The sequence below is a fragment of the Pseudomonas sp. GCM10022186 genome, from assembly GCF_042656385.1.
Classification (GTDB): Bacteria; Pseudomonadota; Gammaproteobacteria; order Pseudomonadales; family Pseudomonadaceae; genus Metapseudomonas.
Genome location: NZ_JBHSOU010000063.1, coordinates 173,437 through 190,243, shown reverse-complemented (window position 1 = coordinate 190,243; position 16,807 = coordinate 173,437). Strand labels below are relative to the sequence as shown.

Here is a 16,807-nt window from a genome sequence, read left to right as displayed (position 1 = left end):
TCCAGGAACATGATGGACATCAACGAGATTCGCGAATATCTGCCGCACCGCTACCCCTTCCTCCTGGTGGATCGGGTGGTGGAGCTGGATGTTGAAGGCAAGCGCATTCGCGCCTACAAGAATGTCAGCATCAACGAGCCATTCTTCAACGGCCATTTCCCGCAGCATCCGATCATGCCGGGCGTGCTGATCATCGAGGCCATGGCCCAGGCGGCCGGCATCCTCGGTTTCAAGATGCTCGACGTCAAACCCGCTGACGGCACCCTCTACTACTTCGTGGGTTCCGACAAGCTGCGCTTCCGCCAGCCGGTGCTGCCGGGCGACCAGTTGATCCTCAATGCGCAGTTCATCAGCGTCAAACGCGGCATCTGGAAGTTCGACTGCCAGGCCACCGTCGATGGCAAGGAAGTCTGCTCGGCCGAGATCATCTGTGCGGAACGCAAACTATGAGTTTGATTGACCCTCGCGCCATTATCGATCCGTCGGCGAAGCTGGCGGATGGCGTTCAGGTCGGCCCCTGGTCGATCATTGGACCCGATGTGGAAATCGGCGAGGGGACGGTGGTCGGACCTCATGTGGTGGTCAAGGGACCGACCCGCATTGGCAAGCACAACCGTATCTACCAGTTCTCTTCGGTCGGCGAGGATACGCCCGACCTGAAGTACAAGGGTGAACCCACCCGCCTGGTGATCGGCGACCACAATGTGATCCGCGAGGGCGTGACCATCCACCGCGGTACGGTCCAGGACAGGTCCGAGACCACCATCGGCGACCACAACCTGCTGATGGCCTATGTGCATATCGGTCATGACAGCGTGATCGCCAATCATTGCATCCTGGTGAACAACACCGCACTGGCCGGCCACGTGCACGTCGACGATTGGGCGATCCTGTCCGGCTACACCCTGGTGCACCAGTTCTGCCGCATCGGTGCACACAGCTTCTCCGGCATGGGCACCGCCATCGGCAAGGACGTGCCGGCCTACGTCACTGTTTTCGGCAATCCGGCCGAGGCGCGCAGCATGAACTTCGAGGGCATGCGCCGCCGTGGATTCAGTGCCGATGCCATCGCCGCCCTGCGCCGCGCCTACAAAGTGGTGTACCGCCAGGGGCTGACCGTGGAGCAGGCGCTGGCCGAGCTGGCCGAAGCTTCCGCCCAGTTCCCGGAAGTCGCCGTGTTCCGCGATTCCATCCAGTCCTCGACCCGTGGCATAACCCGCTGAACCCATGAATCGTCCCTTGCGCATCGCGCTGGTTGCCGGCGAGGCGTCCGGCGACATCCTCGGTTCCACCCTGATGCAGGCGCTCAAGGCGCGCCACCCCGATGCCCGTTTCATTGGTGTTGGCGGTCCGCGTATGCAGGCAGAGGGCCTGGAATCCTATTTTCCCATGGAGCGCCTGGCGGTCATGGGGCTGGTGGAAGTGCTGGGGCGTCTCCCCGAGCTGCTGCGTCGGCGCAAACGGCTGATCCAGTCCCTCATCGACGAGCGTCCCGACGTTTTCATCGGCATCGATGCGCCCGACTTCAACCTGGGCGTCGAACTCAAGCTGCGCCGTGCCGGGATCAAGACCGTGCACTACGTCAGTCCCTCGGTCTGGGCCTGGCGGCAGAAGCGGGTGCTGAAGATCCGCGAAGGCTGCGACCTGATGCTCACGCTCTTCCCCTTCGAGGCGCGCTTCTACGAAGAGCATGGAGTTGCGGTCCGCTTCGTCGGCCATCCGCTTGCCGATGCCATCCCGCTCGAGGCCGATCGCGCGGCTGCGCGCGCGGCACTGGATCTGCCGGACAACGTACCGGTAGTGGCCCTGCTGCCGGGTAGCCGGGGGGGCGAGGTCGGCAAGCTCGGTGCCCTGTTCCTCGACGCCGCCGAACGCATGCGTTCGGTCCGCCCGGGCATCCAGTTCGTGCTGCCTTGTGCCAGTCCCGAGCGGAGGGTGCAGCTGGAAGCCATGCTGGCGGGGCGTGATCTGTCGCTGAGACTGCTCGATGGGCGTTCCCACGAGGCCCTCGCCGCCTGCGACGCGGTGCTGATCGCCTCCGGTACCGCCACGCTGGAAGCGCTGCTCTACAAGCGCCCCATGGTCGTGGCCTACAAGGTGGCGCCGCTCACTTACCGAATTCTCAAGCGTCTGGTGAAGAGCCCCTACGTGTCCCTGCCCAATCTCCTGGCCCAGCGCCTGCTGGTGCCCGAGTTGCTGCAGGACGCCGCCACCGCCGATGCCCTCGCCCAGGCCGTGGTGCCGCTGCTGGACGACGGCGAGGTGCAGACCCACGGATTCGACGTCATCCATCGCGCCCTGCGCCAGGATGCGTCGCGCCAGGCGGCTGACGCCATCCTGAACCTGATCGGAGCCCCCTGATGCAACTCGGACTGGATTTCAGCCTGGTGGAACAACTGGTGGCCGGCGTCGACGAAGTCGGCCGCGGCCCGCTTTGTGGCGCGGTGGTCACCGCCGCGGTAATCCTCGACCCGGCCCGCCCCATCCTTGGCCTGAATGACTCGAAGAAGCTCTCCGAAGCGCGGCGTGATGCGTTGTTCGACGAGATCCGTGAAAAGGCCCTGGCCTGGTGCATCGCCCGCGCCGAGGTGGAGGAGATCGATCAGCTGAACATCCTGCATGCCACCATGCTGGCCATGCAGCGTGCCGTCGAAGGACTCAGTGTGACGCCGAAGCTGGCACTGATCGATGGCAACCGCTGCCCGAAACTCAAGGTGCCCTGCGCTCCCGTGGTCAAGGGCGACAGCCAGGTGCCGGCCATCGCTGCAGCGTCCATCCTGGCCAAGGTCAGCCGCGACCGGGAGATGGTCGAACTCGATGCTCTCTATCCCGGCTACGGCATTGCCGGCCACAAGGGCTACCCCACCGCCGTCCACCTCGAAGCCCTGCGCCGCCTGGGACCGACGCCGATCCACCGTCGCTCCTTCGGTCCGGTGCGCGCCCTGCTCGAAGCCGAAGGCGGAGAAAAGCGCTGAAGGCTGAAGGCTGAACGAAAAAGCTCGATGTGGTCCGTAGACCAAGGATGGGTAGAGCTTGCGAAACCCATCAGCCATGGTCCGCATGGGTTTCGTGCCTCAACCCATCCTACGAACTTGACATGGCGCCGTGCCGAGCGAAGGCTGTCCAGCCTCCAGCCTCCAGCCTCCAGCCTCCAGCCTCCAGCCTCCAGCCTCCAGCCTCCAGCCTCCAGCCTCCAGCCTCCGGTTGCTGCTACAATCCGCGACCCGTCGTTTTCTCCAGCAAGGCCCGTCCATGACCGCTTCCTTCGTCCATCTGCGTCTGCACTCCGAGTATTCCCTGGTCGACGGCCTGGTGCGGGTCAAGCCGCTGGTCAAGGCCGTGGCGGGGGCGGGCATGCCGGCGGTGGCGATCACCGACCAGAGCAACATGTGCTCCCTGGTGAAGTTCTACAAGACCGCCATGGGCGGCGGTATCAAGCCTATCTGTGGCGCGGACATCTGGCTGGCCAGTCGGGACGAAGACGGCCCCCTGAGCCGCATGACCCTGCTGGTGATGAATGCCAAGGGCTATCGCAATCTCACCGAACTGGTTTCCCGTGGCTGGTCCGATGGCCAGAGCAACGGCCTGGTGATCATCCAGCGTGACTGGGTGAAGGAGGCTGCCGAAGGTCTGATCGCCCTGTCCGGTGCCAAGGAAGGGGAGATCGGCATGGCCCTGCTGAACGGCGATCAGGCCAGTGCCGAGGCGCTGCTGGCCGAGTGGCAGGCCGTGTTCCCCGACCGCTTCTACCTGGAGCTGCAGCGTACCGCGCGGGTCAACGACGAAGAACATGTGCACGCCGCCGTCGCCCTGGCTGGCCGCTGTGGTGCGCCGCTGGTGGCGACCAACGACGTGCGCTTCATCAAGCCGGACGACTTCGAGGCCCACGAGACCCGAGTCTGCATCGGTGAGGGGCGCGTCCTCGACGACCCGCGCCGGCCGCGCAACTTTTCCGACCAGCAGTACCTCAAGTCTCCCGAGGAAATGGCCGAGCTGTTCGCCGACATTCCCGAGGCGCTGGAGAACACCGTCGAGATCGCCAAGCGCTGCAACATCGAGGTCCAGCTGGGCAAGCACTTCCTGCCCGATTTCCCCACGCCCAACGGCATGGGTATCGACGACTACCTGCGCCATGCCTCCTACGAAGGCCTGGAAGAACGCCTGGCGGTGCTCTGGCCGAAGGACACCACTCCCGACTACGAAGAGAAGCGCCAGCTCTATATCGACCGCCTGGAATTCGAGCTGGGCACCATCATCCAGATGGGCTTCCCCGGCTACTTCCTGATCGTTGCCGACTTCATCCAGTGGGCGAAGAACAACGGCGTGCCGGTGGGCCCGGGCCGGGGTTCGGGTGCCGGCTCGCTGGTCGCCTACGTGCTGAAGATCACCGACCTCGATCCGCTGGCCTACGACCTGCTGTTCGAGCGCTTCCTCAACCCCGAGCGGGTCTCCATGCCCGACTTCGACGTGGACTTCTGCATGGACGGCCGCGACCGGGTGATCGACTACGTGGCCGACAAATACGGCCGCAACGCGGTGAGCCAGATCATCACCTTCGGTTCCATGGCGGCCAAGGCGGTGGTGCGCGACGTGGCGCGGGTACAGGGCAAGTCCTACGGCCTGGCCGACCGCCTGTCGAAGATGATCCCCTTCGAAGTGGGCATGACCCTCGAGGCCGCCTACAACCAGGAAGAGGTACTGCGCGACTTCCTCAAGGCCGACGAGGAAGCCCAGGAAATCTGGGACATGGCGCTGAAGCTGGAAGGCATCACCCGCGGTACCGGCAAGCACGCCGGTGGCGTGGTGATCGCCCCCACCAAGCTCACCGACTTCGCCCCCATCGCCTGTGATGAGGAAGGTGCCGGCCTGGTGACCCAGTACGACAAGGACGACGTGGAAGCCGCCGGCCTGGTGAAGTTCGACTTCCTCGGCCTGCGCACCCTGACGATCATCAAGTGGGCCATGGAGATGATCAATCGCGAGCAGGAGAAGAAGGGCCTGCCGCCGGTAGATATCGACCGCATCCCGCTGGACGACAAGAAAACCTACGACATGCTGCAGAAGGCGGAGACCACCGCGGTCTTCCAGCTCGAATCGCGCGGCATGAAGGAGCTGATCAAGAAGCTCAAGCCGGACTGCCTGGAGGACATGATCGCCCTCGTGGCGCTGTTCCGTCCGGGCCCGCTGCAGTCGGGCATGGTGGACGACTTCATCAACCGCAAGCACGGTCGCGCCGAGCTGTCCTACCCGCACCCGGACTACCAGTACGCCGGCCTGGAGCCGGTGCTCAAGCCCACCTACGGCATCATCCTGTACCAGGAACAGGTGATGCAGATCGCCCAGGTGATGGCGGGTTACACCCTCGGCGGCGCGGACATGCTGCGCCGCGCCATGGGCAAGAAGAAGCCCGAGGAGATGGCCAAGCAGCGCGGTGGCTTCATCGAAGGCTGCTCCGCCAACGGCATCGATCCCGAACTGTCGGGCAACATCTTCGACCTGGTGGAAAAGTTCGCCGGCTACGGCTTCAACAAGTCCCACTCGGCCGCCTACGGCTGGGTCTCCTACCAGACCGCCTGGCTCAAGGCGCACTTCCCGGCACCCTTCATGGCTGCGGTACTCACCGCGGATATGCACAACACCGACAAGGTGGTGACGCTGATCGAAGAATGCCGGCACATGAAGCTGCGCATCGTCGCACCGGATGTGAACAACTCCGAGTACCGCTTCACCGTTGATAACGACGGCCAGATCGTCTACGGCCTGGGCGCGATCAAGGGCGTCGGTGAGGGACCGGTGGAAGCCATCACCGAATGCCGTGCCGAGGGCGGGCCCTTCAAGGACCTGTTCGACTTCTGCAACCGCGTCGACCTCAAGCGCATCAACAAGCGCACCCTGGAAGCGCTGATCCGCGGCGGCGCCCTGGATCGCCTGGGGCCGTTTTTCAGCAACGAGCCCAAGGCCTACCAGGCCGGCGTCGATCGCAACCGCGCGGTGCTGCTGGCGGCCATGGAGGAAGCCATCCAGGCCGCCGAACAGACCGCACGCAGCCATGACAGCGGCCACATGGACCTCTTCGGCGGCCTGTTCGCCGAGCCCGAGGCGGACATGTACGCCAACCACCGCAACGCCAAGGAACTCTCCCTCAAGGAGCGCCTGAAGGGCGAGAAGGACACCCTGGGGCTGTACCTGACCGGCCATCCCATAGACGAATACGAAGGTGAGATCCGCCGCTTCGCCCGCCAGCGCATCGTCGAGCTCAAGCCGGCGCGGGATACCCAGATCATCGCCGGCCTGATCGTCAACCTGCGGGTGATGAAGAACAAGAAGGGCGACAAGATGGGCTTCATCACCCTCGACGACCGCTCCGGGCGCATCGAGGCCTCGCTCTTCGCCGATGCCTTCAACGCCGCCAGCGGCCTGCTGCAGACCGACGCCCTGGTGGTGGTGGAAGGCGAGGTCAGCCACGACGACTTCTCCGGCGGCCTGCGCCTGCGCGCCAAGCGGGTGCTGAGCCTGGAAGAGGCCCGTACCGGCCTGGCGGAAAGCCTGCGCATGAAGGTGGACTTCAGCGCTCTGCAGGGCGATCGGCTGCGCTGGCTCGCCGAGCTCTGCGGCCGCCATCGCGGCTCTTGCCCGCTGACCCTGGACTACAGCGGCAGTGACGCCAAGGCATTGCTGCAGTTCGGCGATGACTGGCGAATCGCCCCGGCCGATGCATTGATTCAGGCATTGCGTGACCAGTTCGGCCGCGACAACGTCTTTCTGCACTACCGCTGATGCGAACGTGGCAACACGCCCGCCTCGGCCCGATTTCGATTTGATCTCGACCCGAACGCGCCCGATCCCTTAAGGTAGGGCGCCAAATGGAACCAGCCGCCTGGCCCCAAGCGCACGACGGAAGCCTATGAACCCGAACTTTCTGGATTTCGAACAGCCCATCGCCGATCTGCAAGCCAAGATCGAGGAGCTGCGTCTGGTCGGTAACGACAACGCCCTGAACATCACCGACGAGATCTCGCGTCTGCAGGACAAGAGCAGCGCGCTGACCGAGAGCATCTTCGGCAACCTCTCCAGCTGGCAGATCGCCCAGCTGGCGCGGCACCCGCGCCGTCCCTACACCCTCGACTACATCGAGCACATCTTCACCGAGTTCGACGAACTGCATGGCGACCGCCACTTCTCCGACGATGCCGCCATCGTCGGCGGTGTCGCCCGTCTGAACGATGCCCCGGTCATGGTCATCGGCCACCAGAAGGGCCGTGAGGTACGCGAGAAGGTCCGCCGCAACTTCGGCATGCCGCGCCCCGAGGGCTATCGCAAGGCCTGCCGCCTGATGGAGATGGCCGAGCGCTTCAAGATGCCGATCCTGACCTTCATCGACACCCCCGGCGCTTACCCGGGCATCGATGCCGAGGAGCGTGGCCAGAGCGAAGCCATCGCCTGGAACCTGCGCGTGATGGCACGCCTGAAGACCCCGATCATCGCCACCGTGATCGGCGAAGGCGGTTCCGGCGGCGCGCTGGCCATCGGCGTCTGCGACCGCCTGAACATGCTGCAGTATTCCACCTACTCGGTGATCTCGCCGGAAGGCTGCGCCTCCATCCTGTGGAAAACCGCCGAGAAGGCGCCGGATGCGGCCGAGGCCATGGGCATCACCGCCGAGCGCCTGAAGGGCCTGGGTATCGTCGACAAGGTGATCGCCGAACCCCTGGGCGGTGCCCACCGCGACCCGGCCACCGCTGCCGAGTCCATCCGCAAGGAGCTGTCCGAGCAGCTGAAGAGCCTGCAGAAGCTCGGCACCGACGATCTGCTGGCGCGTCGCTACGAGCGCCTGATGAGCTACGGCGTAGCCTGATCCGGGCCCAGGGCTGTAAAGATCGGGTCCCGGCTTTATGCTTGGGACCCGATTTCGTTTCCGGGCCGCCCAATGTCCCTCGAATCCCGCCTGCTGTCCGCCCTGGCCCCTTGGCGCCAGGCGCCGGCTTGGCGCGTCGCTTTTTCCGGCGGGCTCGATTCCACAGTGCTCCTGCACTTGTTGGTGCGCCTTGCCCAGTGCGAAGCCTTGCCGCCGCTTTCCGCCATCCATGTCCACCACGGCCTGCAGGCTGCGGCCGACGCCTGGCCTGCGCATTGCCGGCGAGTCTGTGAAACGCTTGGCGTGCCGCTCAGCGTCCTGCGGGTGAACGTGGACAACGGGCCCAGCCTGGAGCGTGCCGCGCGGGATGCCCGCTACGCAGCGTTCGTCGGCGAGTTGGGGGGGGGAGAGGTACTGTTCAGCGCCCAGCATCGGGATGACCAGGCCGAGACCCTGTTGTTCCGCCTGTTGCGAGGGGCGGGGGTGCGCGGCCTTGCAGGCATGCCGGAATGCCGGCCGTTGGGGCGGGGGACGCTGGTGCGGCCGCTGTTGCGAGTGTCCCGCGCCGAGCTGGAAGCCTATGCCCACGCCGAGGGCCTCCGCTGGGTGGAGGACCCGAGCAACGCGGATACGAACCTTGCCCGCAACTTCCTCCGCCACGACATCCTTCCGGCCTTGCGGAGCCGCTGGCCGGGCGTGGTGGAAAACCTCGCGCGCAGCGCCGCGCATATGAGCGAGGCCGAGGCCCTGCTGGGCGAGTTGGCCAGGACCGATCTCCAGGACGCCAAGGGCAATTGCGACTTCCCCTGGCTGCCGTTGCCGTCCCTCGATCTGCAGTCGCTGGCGGCACTGACGCCCGCCCGGCAGCGCAATGCCTTGCGCCACTGGCTGGCGCCGTTGACGCCGTTGCCGGACAGCGACCACTGGGCCGGCTGGGCGGACCTGAGGGATGCGGCCGCTGACGCCAGGCCGGTCTGGCGCCTGGCGACGGGGGAGCTGCATCGCGCCGACGGGCGGTTGTGGTGGCTTGCGGGGGAGTGGCTCGCCTCGCCGCTGTCGGGCCTGGACTGGATCGATCCGGGCCGGCCGCTGGAGTTGCCCGGCAATGGCCGGGTCGAACTGCTCGGCACGCCTCCCGCCGGCAGGCTGGAAGTGCGCTATCGGCAGGGCGGGGAAGTGTTGCAGCTACCGGGGCGGGGACGTCGCGACCTCAAGCGCCTGCTCAACGAGTCGCGGCTGCCGGCCTTCGTCCGTGGCCGATTGCCGCTGCTGATGGCGGATGGGGAGCTGCTCGGCGTTGCCAATCTGCCTGACCTCGACGGCTCGCGGCGGGGCGGCTGGCAGCTGCGCTGGACGCCACCGACGAATGACCAAGGTTTGAGCTGGTAGGGTCTTTCCGGTAGACTACGCTCCCGTCTTACATAGCTTCCGCTGATTCCTTCGGAATCGGCGGTTGTTGCTTTTGAAGCAGCGCCCATTGGCGCTCCATGGTTGAAGGCCTTTGCCCTTCATCGCTTTCCCCGGCGGCTTTCCGCCTAAACGCAGACTTCTAGGGTTTTTCATGACGCGCTACATCTTCGTCACGGGCGGTGTTGTTTCTTCTTTGGGGAAAGGCATCGCCTCGGCATCCTTGGCCGCCATTCTGGAAGCGCGGGGACTGAAGGTCACCATGCTCAAGCTCGATCCGTACATCAACGTCGATCCGGGCACCATGAGTCCCTTCCAGCACGGTGAAGTCTTCGTGACCGAGGACGGCGCCGAGACCGACCTCGACCTGGGCCACTACGAGCGCTTCGTGCGCACCACCATGACCCAGAACAACAACTTCACCACCGGCCGCGTCTATGCCGACGTGCTGCGCAAGGAGCGCCGTGGTGACTACCTGGGCGCGACCATCCAGGTGATCCCGCACATCACCGACGAGATCAAGCACCGCATCATCAAGGGCGCTGCCGGCGCGGACGTGGCCCTGGTGGAAATCGGCGGCACCGTCGGCGACATCGAGTCCCAGCCTTTCCTCGAAGCCATCCGCCAGCTGCGCGTGGAAGTGGGCGCCAAGCGCGCCATGCTGATGCACCTGACCCTGGTCCCCTACATCGCCACCGCCGGCGAGACCAAGACCAAGCCGACCCAGCACTCGGTGAAGGAACTGCGCTCCATCGGCCTGCAGCCCGACGTGCTGATCTGCCGTTCCGACCACGAAGTCGACCTGTCCTCGCGCCGCAAGATCGCCCTCTTCACCAACGTGGAAGAGCGCGCGGTCATCGCCCTGCAGGACGTCGACACCATCTACAGGATTCCCTCCGTGCTGCATGCCCAGGGCCTGGACGACTTCGTCGTCGAGCGCTTCGGCCTGCAGTGCAACGGTGCCGACCTCTCCGAATGGGACCGCGTGGTGGATGCCAAGCTGAACCCGGAAAAGGAAGTCACCATCGCCATGGTCGGCAAGTACATGGAGCTGCTGGACGCCTACAAGTCGCTGATCGAAGCGATGAGCCACGCCGGCATCCAGAACCGCACCAAGGTCAACCTGCGCTACATCGACTCCGAAGACATCGAGACCCAGGGCACCGGCCTGCTGGAAGGCGTCGACGCCATCCTGGTTCCCGGCGGCTTCGGCCTGCGCGGCGTGGAAGGCAAGATCACCACCGTGCGCTATGCCCGCGAGAACAAGATCCCTTACCTCGGTATCTGCCTCGGCATGCAGGTGGCGGTGATCGAGTACGCCCGTAACGTACTGGGCTGGTCCGACGCCAACTCCACCGAATTCGACAAGTCCAGCGGCCACCCGGTCGTGGGCCTGATCACCGAGTGGCAGGACGCCACCGGCGCTACCGAAATCCGTACCGAAGCTTCCGACCTGGGCGGCACCATGCGCCTGGGTGCCCAGGCGTGCCAGCTCGAAGCCGGTTCCCAGGTCCGCGCCTGCTACGGCAAGGATGAGATCGTCGAGCGTCACCGTCATCGCTACGAAGTGAACAACAACCTGCTGCCGCAGCTGCAGGAAGCCGGCCTGAAGGTCACCGGCCGCTCCGGCGACGGCGCCCTGGTTGAAGTGGTTGAGGCACCGGAGCATCCCTGGTTCGTCGCCTGCCAGTTCCACCCGGAGTTCACCTCCACTCCGCGTGACGGCCACCCGCTGTTCAGCGGCTTCGTCACCGCCGCCCTGAAATTCGCCGGGAAGGCCTGACCCATGGTGCAGAAGATCGTCCGCGTCGGCAGCATCGAGATCGCCAACGACAAGCCCTTCGTGCTGTTCGGCGGCATGAACGTGCTGGAGTCCCGCGACCTCGCCCTGAAAGTCTGCGAAGAGTACGTGCGGGTGACCGAGAAGCTCGGCATCCCCTACGTGTTCAAGGCCAGCTTCGACAAGGCCAACCGCTCCTCGATCAACTCCTTCCGTGGCCCGGGCCTGGAGGAGGGCATGAAGATCTTCGAGGACGTGAAGAAGACCTTCGGCGTGCCGGTGATCACCGACGTCCACGAGCCCCACCAGGCGGCTCCGGTGGCCGAGGTGTGCGACATCATCCAGCTGCCGGCCTTCCTCTCCCGCCAGACCGACCTCGTGGTCGCCATGGCCAAGACCGGCGCGGTGATCAACATCAAGAAGGCGCAGTTCCTGGCTCCCCAGGAGATGAAGCACATCCTCGCCAAGTGCGAGGAGGCCGGCAACGATCGCCTGATCCTCTGCGAACGTGGCTCCTCCTTCGGTTACAACAACCTGGTGGTGGACATGCTCGGCTTCGCCATCATGAAGCAGTTCGAGTACCCGGTGTTCTTCGACGTCACCCACGCCCTGCAGATGCCGGGCGGGCGTGCCGACTCCGCCGGTGGCCGCCGCGCCCAGGTCACCGACCTGGCCAAGGCCGGCATGAGCCAGGGCTTGGCGGGCCTGTTCCTCGAGGCCCATCCGGACCCGGACAACGCCAAGTGCGACGGCCCCTGCGCCCTGCGTCTGAACAAACTCGAGCCCTTCCTGTCCCAGCTCAAGCAGCTGGACGACCTGGTCAAGGGTTTTCCGCCGATCGAGACTGCCTGAACCGGCCGTTCTCCGGTAAAGTGCCGCGTGGGCACAATCTGACCGATCGGTCAGAACCTTCGCCGGGTCGGCCGACCCTGAGGCCCGGTGATTCGCCTCACCTTCTGCTGAGCGTTTTCGTCAACTTTTGGAGTGCTAACAACAATGGCAAAGATCGTCGACATCAAGGGCCGCGAGGTTCTGGACTCCCGTGGCAACCCCACCGTGGAAGCCGATGTGATCCTCGAGAACGGCATCGTCGGCAGCGCTTGCGCGCCGTCCGGTGCGTCCACCGGTTCCCGCGAGGCACTGGAACTGCGTGATGGCGACAAGAGCCGTTACCTGGGCAAGGGCGTGCTGAAGGCCGTGGCCAACATCAACGGCCCGATCCGCGACCTGCTGCTGGGCAAGGACGCTGCCGACCAGCAAGCCCTGGACCGCGCCATGATCGAACTGGACGGTACCGAGAACAAGGCCAAGCTTGGCGCCAACGCCATCCTCGCCGTGTCCCTGGCTGCCGCCAAGGCCGCTGCCCAGGCCAAGGGCATTCCGCTCTATGCCCACATTGCCGAACTGAACGGCACTCCCGGCCAGTACTCCATGCCGGTACCGATGATGAACATCATCAACGGCGGCGAGCACGCCGATAACAACGTCGACATCCAGGAGTTCATGGTGCAGCCGGTCGGCGCCAAGAACTTCGCCGACGCCCTGCGCATGGGCGCCGAGATCTTCCATCACCTGAAAGCCGTGCTGAAGGCCCGTGGCCTGAACACCGCCGTGGGTGACGAAGGTGGCTTCGCGCCGAACCTGGCTTCCAACGAAGACGCCCTGGCCGCCATCGCCGAAGCCGTCGCCAATGCCGGCTACAAGCTGGGCACCGACGTGACCCTGGCCCTGGACTGCGCTTCCAGCGAATTCTTCAAGGACGGCAAGTACGACCTGTCCGGCGAAGGCAAGACCTTCGATGCCGCCGGCTTCGCCGACTACCTGGCCGGCCTGACCCAGCGCTACCCGATCATCTCCATCGAGGACGGCATGGACGAGTCCGACTGGGCCGGCTGGAAAGGCCTGACCGAGAAGATCGGCGCCAAGGTGCAACTGGTGGGCGACGACCTGTTCGTGACCAACACCAAGATCCTCAAGGAAGGCATCGAGAAGAGCATCGCCAACTCGATCCTGATCAAGTTCAACCAGATCGGTTCCCTGACCGAGACCCTGGAAGCCATCCAGATGGCCAAGGCCGCCGGCTACACCGCGGTGATCTCCCACCGTTCCGGTGAAACCGAGGACAGCACCATCGCCGACCTGGCCGTAGGCACCGCCGCCGGCCAGATCAAGACCGGCTCCCTGTGCCGTTCCGACCGCGTGTCCAAGTACAACCAGCTGCTGCGCATCGAAGAGCAACTGGGCGACAAGGCTCCGTACCGCGGCCGTGCCGAGTTCCGCGGCTAAGAGACTGGCCACGATCGGCTGCGCGTCGGAATAACTGCGTTGAGAATGGCTTCGGGTTTGCTCATTTACAGCTCGTAAACTACGCACCCTCAGCCATTCTCGCCTTGTTCTTCTCCAGCTCGCGCGATCGTGAACAAGTCTCGGTCGGTCCATGTTGAAATCAGGCGCTGAATGCATCTTTACTTCATGTAAACTTCGCACCTTCACCTGATTTCACCTGACCGGTCGTCTCCCGCCGCACGGCAGCGACGCAACCGGTTGAGGAATGGTAAAAGGGCAGCGCAAGCTGCCCTTTTCGCATGGATACTCCCTGGCAAAATGACTCGCCCTAACACTTACTGGCTGTTCGTCGTCCTGATCCTGCTGCTGTCTGGCCTGCAGTATCGCCTCTGGGTGGGCGACGGCAGCCTGGCGCAGGTCGAGGAACTGCAGCAGCAGATCGCCGAGCAGAAAGGCGAGAACGAACGCCTGCTGGAGCGCAACCGCATCCTCGAGGCGGAAGTGCTGGAGCTGAAGAAGGGCATGGAAACCGTCGAAGAACGTGCCCGCCATGAGCTGGGCATGGTCAAGGACGGCGAAACCCTCTACCAGATTGCCGAATGAGCCAGTCCGATACTCCCTTCTTCTGGGCGGTGATTCCCGCCGCCGGCGTCGGTGCCCGCATGCGCGCCGACCGTCCCAAGCAATACCTGGAACTCGCCGGGCGCACCATCCTCGAGCACAGCCTCGACTGCTTCCTCGACCACCCGCAGCTCAAGCGGCTGGTCATCAGCCTGTCGGTGGACGACCCTTACTGGCCGGCACTGCCCTGCGCCGGCGACGACCGCATCATCCGTGCCGACGGTGGCAAGGAGCGCGCCGACTCGGTGCTGAGCGCACTGCTGCGCCTGGCCGAACACGGTGCCCGGCCCCACGACTGGGTGCTGGTGCACGATGCGGCACGGCCGAACCTGTCGCGTTTCGACCTTGACCAGCTGCTCGCCGAGCTGGCCGATGACCCTGTGGGCGGCCTGCTCGCGGTGCCGGCCCGGGACACCCTCAAGCGTGTCGGTGCCGATGGGCGGGTGGCGGAAACCGTCGATCGCAGCCTGATCTGGCAGGCCTACACGCCGCAGATGTTCCGTTTCGGTGCCTTGCACCGTGCCCTCGCCGACGCCCTGGTGGCTGGAGTCGCCATCACCGACGAAGCCTCGGCCATGGAGTGGGCGGGATACGCACCGAAGCTGGTGGAAGGGCGCGCCGATAACCTCAAGGTCACCCGTCCCGAGGACCTCGACTGGCTACGTCAGCGCTGGTCGATGCGCGGCTGACCCTCGGCGTACTCCGGCCGCCCGGCCAGCCCCTCCTTCAACAGGTTCACCAGTTGCCGCACCTTGGGTGAAAGGTGCCGCTGCTGTGGATAAAGCGCCCAGACCGCGGTGTTCGGTGGCCGGTGCTGTTCCAGCAGGGAGACCAGGGCACCGCTGCGCAGATGCTCCAGCACGTAGTAGTCCGGCAATTGGCACAGGCCGAAACCCCGCAGGGCCGCGTCCAGCACCGCCTGCCCGCTGTTGCAGCGCCAGTTGCCCTGGACCCGGATGGCATGCTCGCGCCCCTGCTGGAGAAAGTCCCAGTGGTCGGTACTGCCGATCAGGCAGTTGTGCCGCGCCAGTTCCGACAGGCTGTGGGGACGGCCATAGCGTTCCAGGTAGGACGGGGCCGCGCACAGGTACATGACCCTGGGGGCCAGGCGGGTTGCCACCAGTCTCGAGTCCTGCAGGCGGCCCAGGCGGATCGCCAGGTCCAGTCCTTCATGCACCAGGTCCAGGGTGCGGTTGCTCAGCTCGATATCCACCCGCAGCTGCGGGTGGCGCGCCATGAATTCGTTGACCAGCGGCACGATGAAGCGCTCGCCGTAGGCCACTGCGCAGGTCATGCGTAGCAGGCCCTTGGGTTCGCTGGTGAGGTCGCTCACCGCGCGTAGTGCTTCCTCACGCGCGTCCAGCAGGCGTTGGCAGTGCTGCAGGAAGGTCTGGCCGGCTTCGGTCAGGGCCACCTTGCGGGTGCTGCGGTAGAACAGGCGGGTCTGCAGGCGCTCTTCCAGGCGGGCGATCTGCCGGCTGACATGGGAGGAAGAAACCCCCAGGCGATCGGCGGCGGCGGTGAACTGGCCTGACTCGGCGACGGCGACGAACTCGTCCAGGCCTTCCCAGCGACTCATGGATTATCCCTCAGCGGCAATAATGTTTTTCATTGAGGTGGATTATTTACCATCAGACGCTCAACTACACTCCTTGGCCATTTCAATCAGCTGGAGACTCACCATGATCAAGTCCCGTGCCGCCGTGGCCTTCGCGCCCAACCAGCCGCTGCAGATCGTCGAAGTGGATGTAGCGCCGCCCAAGGCCGGCGAAGTCCTGGTGCGGATCGTGGCCACCGGCGTCTGCCATACCGATGCCTACACCCTCTCCGGAGCCGACTCCGAAGGCGTGTTCCCCTGCATCCTCGGCCATGAAGGCGGCGGCATCGTCGAAGCGGTGGGCGAGGGCGTCACCTCGGTGGCGGTGGGTGACCACGTGATCCCGCTCTATACCCCGGAATGCGGCGAGTGCAAGTTCTGCAAGTCCGGCAAGACCAACCTCTGCCAGAAGATCCGCGCTACCCAGGGCAAGGGCCTGATGCCCGACGGCACCACCCGCTTCTCCTACCAGGGCCAGCCGATCTACCACTACATGGGCACCTCGACCTTCTCCGAGTACACCGTGCTGCCGGAAATCTCCCTGGCCAAGGTGCCCAAGGAGGCGCCGCTGGAGAAGGTCTGCCTGCTGGGCTGCGGCGTGACCACCGGCATCGGTGCGGTACTCAACACCGCCAAGGTGGAGGAGGGCGCCACAGTCGCCATCTTCGGTCTCGGCGGCATCGGCCTGGCGGCGATCATCGGCGCGAAGATGGCCAAGGCCAGCCGCATCATCGCCATCGACATCAACCCGGCCAAGTTCGACATCGCCAAACAGCTTGGCGCCACCGACTTCGTCAATCCCAAGGAGCACAGCAAGCCGATCCAGGAGGTCATAGTCGAGCTGACCGATGGCGGCGTGGACTATTCCTTCGAGTGCGTCGGCAATGTCCAGTTGATGCGCGCCGCCCTGGAATGTGCCCACAAGGGCTGGGGCGAGTCGGTGATCATCGGCGTGGCCGGTGCCGGCCAGGAGATCAGCACCCGTCCGTTCCAACTGGTGACCGGCCGCGTCTGGCGCGGCTCGGCCTTCGGTGGCGTCAAGGGGCGCAGCGAGCTGCCGAGCTATGTGGACAAGGCACAGAAGGGCGAAATCCCGCTGGATACCTTCATCACCCACACCATGGGCCTGGATGAGATCAACAAGGCCTTCGACCTGATGCACGAAGGCAAGAGCATCCGTTCGGTCATTCACTACTAATGAAGCGAGAAGCCTGAAGCTCGAAGCTGGAAGTTCTCGGGAGCCCGTGCTCCTGGCTTCCAG

Annotated in this window: 14 protein-coding genes; 13 read left to right on the top strand and 1 reads right to left on the bottom strand. The window is 65.0% G+C overall.

Annotation, left to right across the window (positions count from 1 at the left end):
- Positions 1 to 9 precede the first annotated feature (9 nt).
- The 12 genes from fabZ (at position 10) to ispD (ending at position 14,638) form a co-directional block, all read left to right on the top strand.
- Positions 10 to 450 (top strand): 3-hydroxyacyl-ACP dehydratase FabZ, encoded by a 441-nt coding sequence (gene fabZ / locus ACFPU0_RS21965; protein ID WP_377695403.1) that lies wholly within the window; start codon positions 10 to 12, stop codon positions 448 to 450.
- The gene (gene lpxA / locus ACFPU0_RS21960) at positions 447 to 1,223 is read left to right on the top strand and encodes an acyl-ACP--UDP-N-acetylglucosamine O-acyltransferase (RefSeq protein ID WP_377695402.1); all 777 of its coding nucleotides are present in this window, start codon (positions 447 to 449) and stop codon (positions 1,221 to 1,223) included. Before fabZ ends, lpxA begins: the two co-directional genes overlap by 4 nt.
- A 4-nt stretch (positions 1,224 to 1,227) precedes the next feature.
- Positions 1,228 to 2,361, top strand: coding sequence for a lipid-A-disaccharide synthase (gene lpxB / locus ACFPU0_RS21955; protein WP_377695401.1), 1,134 nt, complete (start codon positions 1,228 to 1,230; stop codon positions 2,359 to 2,361).
- Entirely contained in the window at positions 2,361 to 2,975 is a 615-nt protein-coding gene (gene rnhB / locus ACFPU0_RS21950; RefSeq protein WP_377695400.1) for a ribonuclease HII, read from the top strand. Before lpxB ends, rnhB begins: the two co-directional genes overlap by 1 nt.
- A gap of 277 nt (positions 2,976 to 3,252) precedes the next feature.
- Positions 3,253 to 6,777, top strand: coding sequence for a DNA polymerase III subunit alpha (gene dnaE / locus ACFPU0_RS21945; protein WP_377695399.1), 3,525 nt, complete (start codon positions 3,253 to 3,255; stop codon positions 6,775 to 6,777).
- Positions 6,778 to 6,904: 127 nt separating this feature from the next.
- Positions 6,905 to 7,855, top strand: coding sequence for an acetyl-CoA carboxylase carboxyl transferase subunit alpha (gene accA, locus ACFPU0_RS21940; RefSeq protein ID WP_377695398.1), 951 nt, complete (start codon positions 6,905 to 6,907; stop codon positions 7,853 to 7,855).
- 72 nt (positions 7,856 to 7,927) lie between these two features.
- The gene (gene tilS / locus ACFPU0_RS21935) at positions 7,928 to 9,244 is read left to right on the top strand and encodes a tRNA lysidine(34) synthetase TilS (protein WP_377695397.1); all 1,317 of its coding nucleotides are present in this window, start codon (positions 7,928 to 7,930) and stop codon (positions 9,242 to 9,244) included.
- 172 nt (positions 9,245 to 9,416) lie between these two features.
- Positions 9,417 to 11,045 carry a CTP synthase gene (locus ACFPU0_RS21930; protein ID WP_377695395.1) on the top strand — a complete coding sequence of 543 codons (1,629 nt, stop codon included), beginning with the start codon at positions 9,417 to 9,419 and terminating at the stop codon, positions 11,043 to 11,045.
- Between the two features lie 3 nt (positions 11,046 to 11,048).
- The gene (gene kdsA, locus ACFPU0_RS21925) at positions 11,049 to 11,894 is read left to right on the top strand and encodes a 3-deoxy-8-phosphooctulonate synthase (RefSeq protein ID WP_377695394.1); all 846 of its coding nucleotides are present in this window, start codon (positions 11,049 to 11,051) and stop codon (positions 11,892 to 11,894) included.
- 144 nt (positions 11,895 to 12,038) lie between these two features.
- On the top strand, positions 12,039 to 13,328 hold the full coding sequence (eno, locus tag ACFPU0_RS21920; protein ID WP_377695393.1) for a phosphopyruvate hydratase: 1,290 nt from the start codon (positions 12,039 to 12,041) through the stop codon (positions 13,326 to 13,328).
- A 318-nt stretch (positions 13,329 to 13,646) separates the two neighbouring features.
- Positions 13,647 to 13,931 (top strand): cell division protein FtsB, encoded by a 285-nt coding sequence (gene ftsB / locus ACFPU0_RS21915; protein ID WP_377695392.1) that lies wholly within the window; start codon positions 13,647 to 13,649, stop codon positions 13,929 to 13,931.
- Positions 13,928 to 14,638, top strand: a complete 711-nt coding sequence (gene ispD / locus ACFPU0_RS21910; protein ID WP_377695391.1) for a 2-C-methyl-D-erythritol 4-phosphate cytidylyltransferase — start codon at positions 13,928 to 13,930, stop codon at positions 14,636 to 14,638. Before ftsB ends, ispD begins: the two co-directional genes overlap by 4 nt.
- Here the strand turns inward: ispD and ACFPU0_RS21905 are convergent.
- Positions 14,614 to 15,528, bottom strand: a complete 915-nt coding sequence (locus ACFPU0_RS21905; RefSeq protein WP_377695389.1) for a LysR substrate-binding domain-containing protein — start codon at positions 15,526 to 15,528, stop codon at positions 14,614 to 14,616. The genes ispD and ACFPU0_RS21905 overlap by 25 nt on opposite strands.
- Before the next feature lie 103 nt (positions 15,529 to 15,631).
- On the opposite strand from ACFPU0_RS21905, the gene ACFPU0_RS21900 reads away from it, so the two are divergent.
- The gene (locus ACFPU0_RS21900; RefSeq protein ID WP_377695388.1) at positions 15,632 to 16,744 is read left to right on the top strand and encodes an S-(hydroxymethyl)glutathione dehydrogenase/class III alcohol dehydrogenase; all 1,113 of its coding nucleotides are present in this window, start codon (positions 15,632 to 15,634) and stop codon (positions 16,742 to 16,744) included.
- Positions 16,745 to 16,807: the final 63 nt, after the last annotated feature.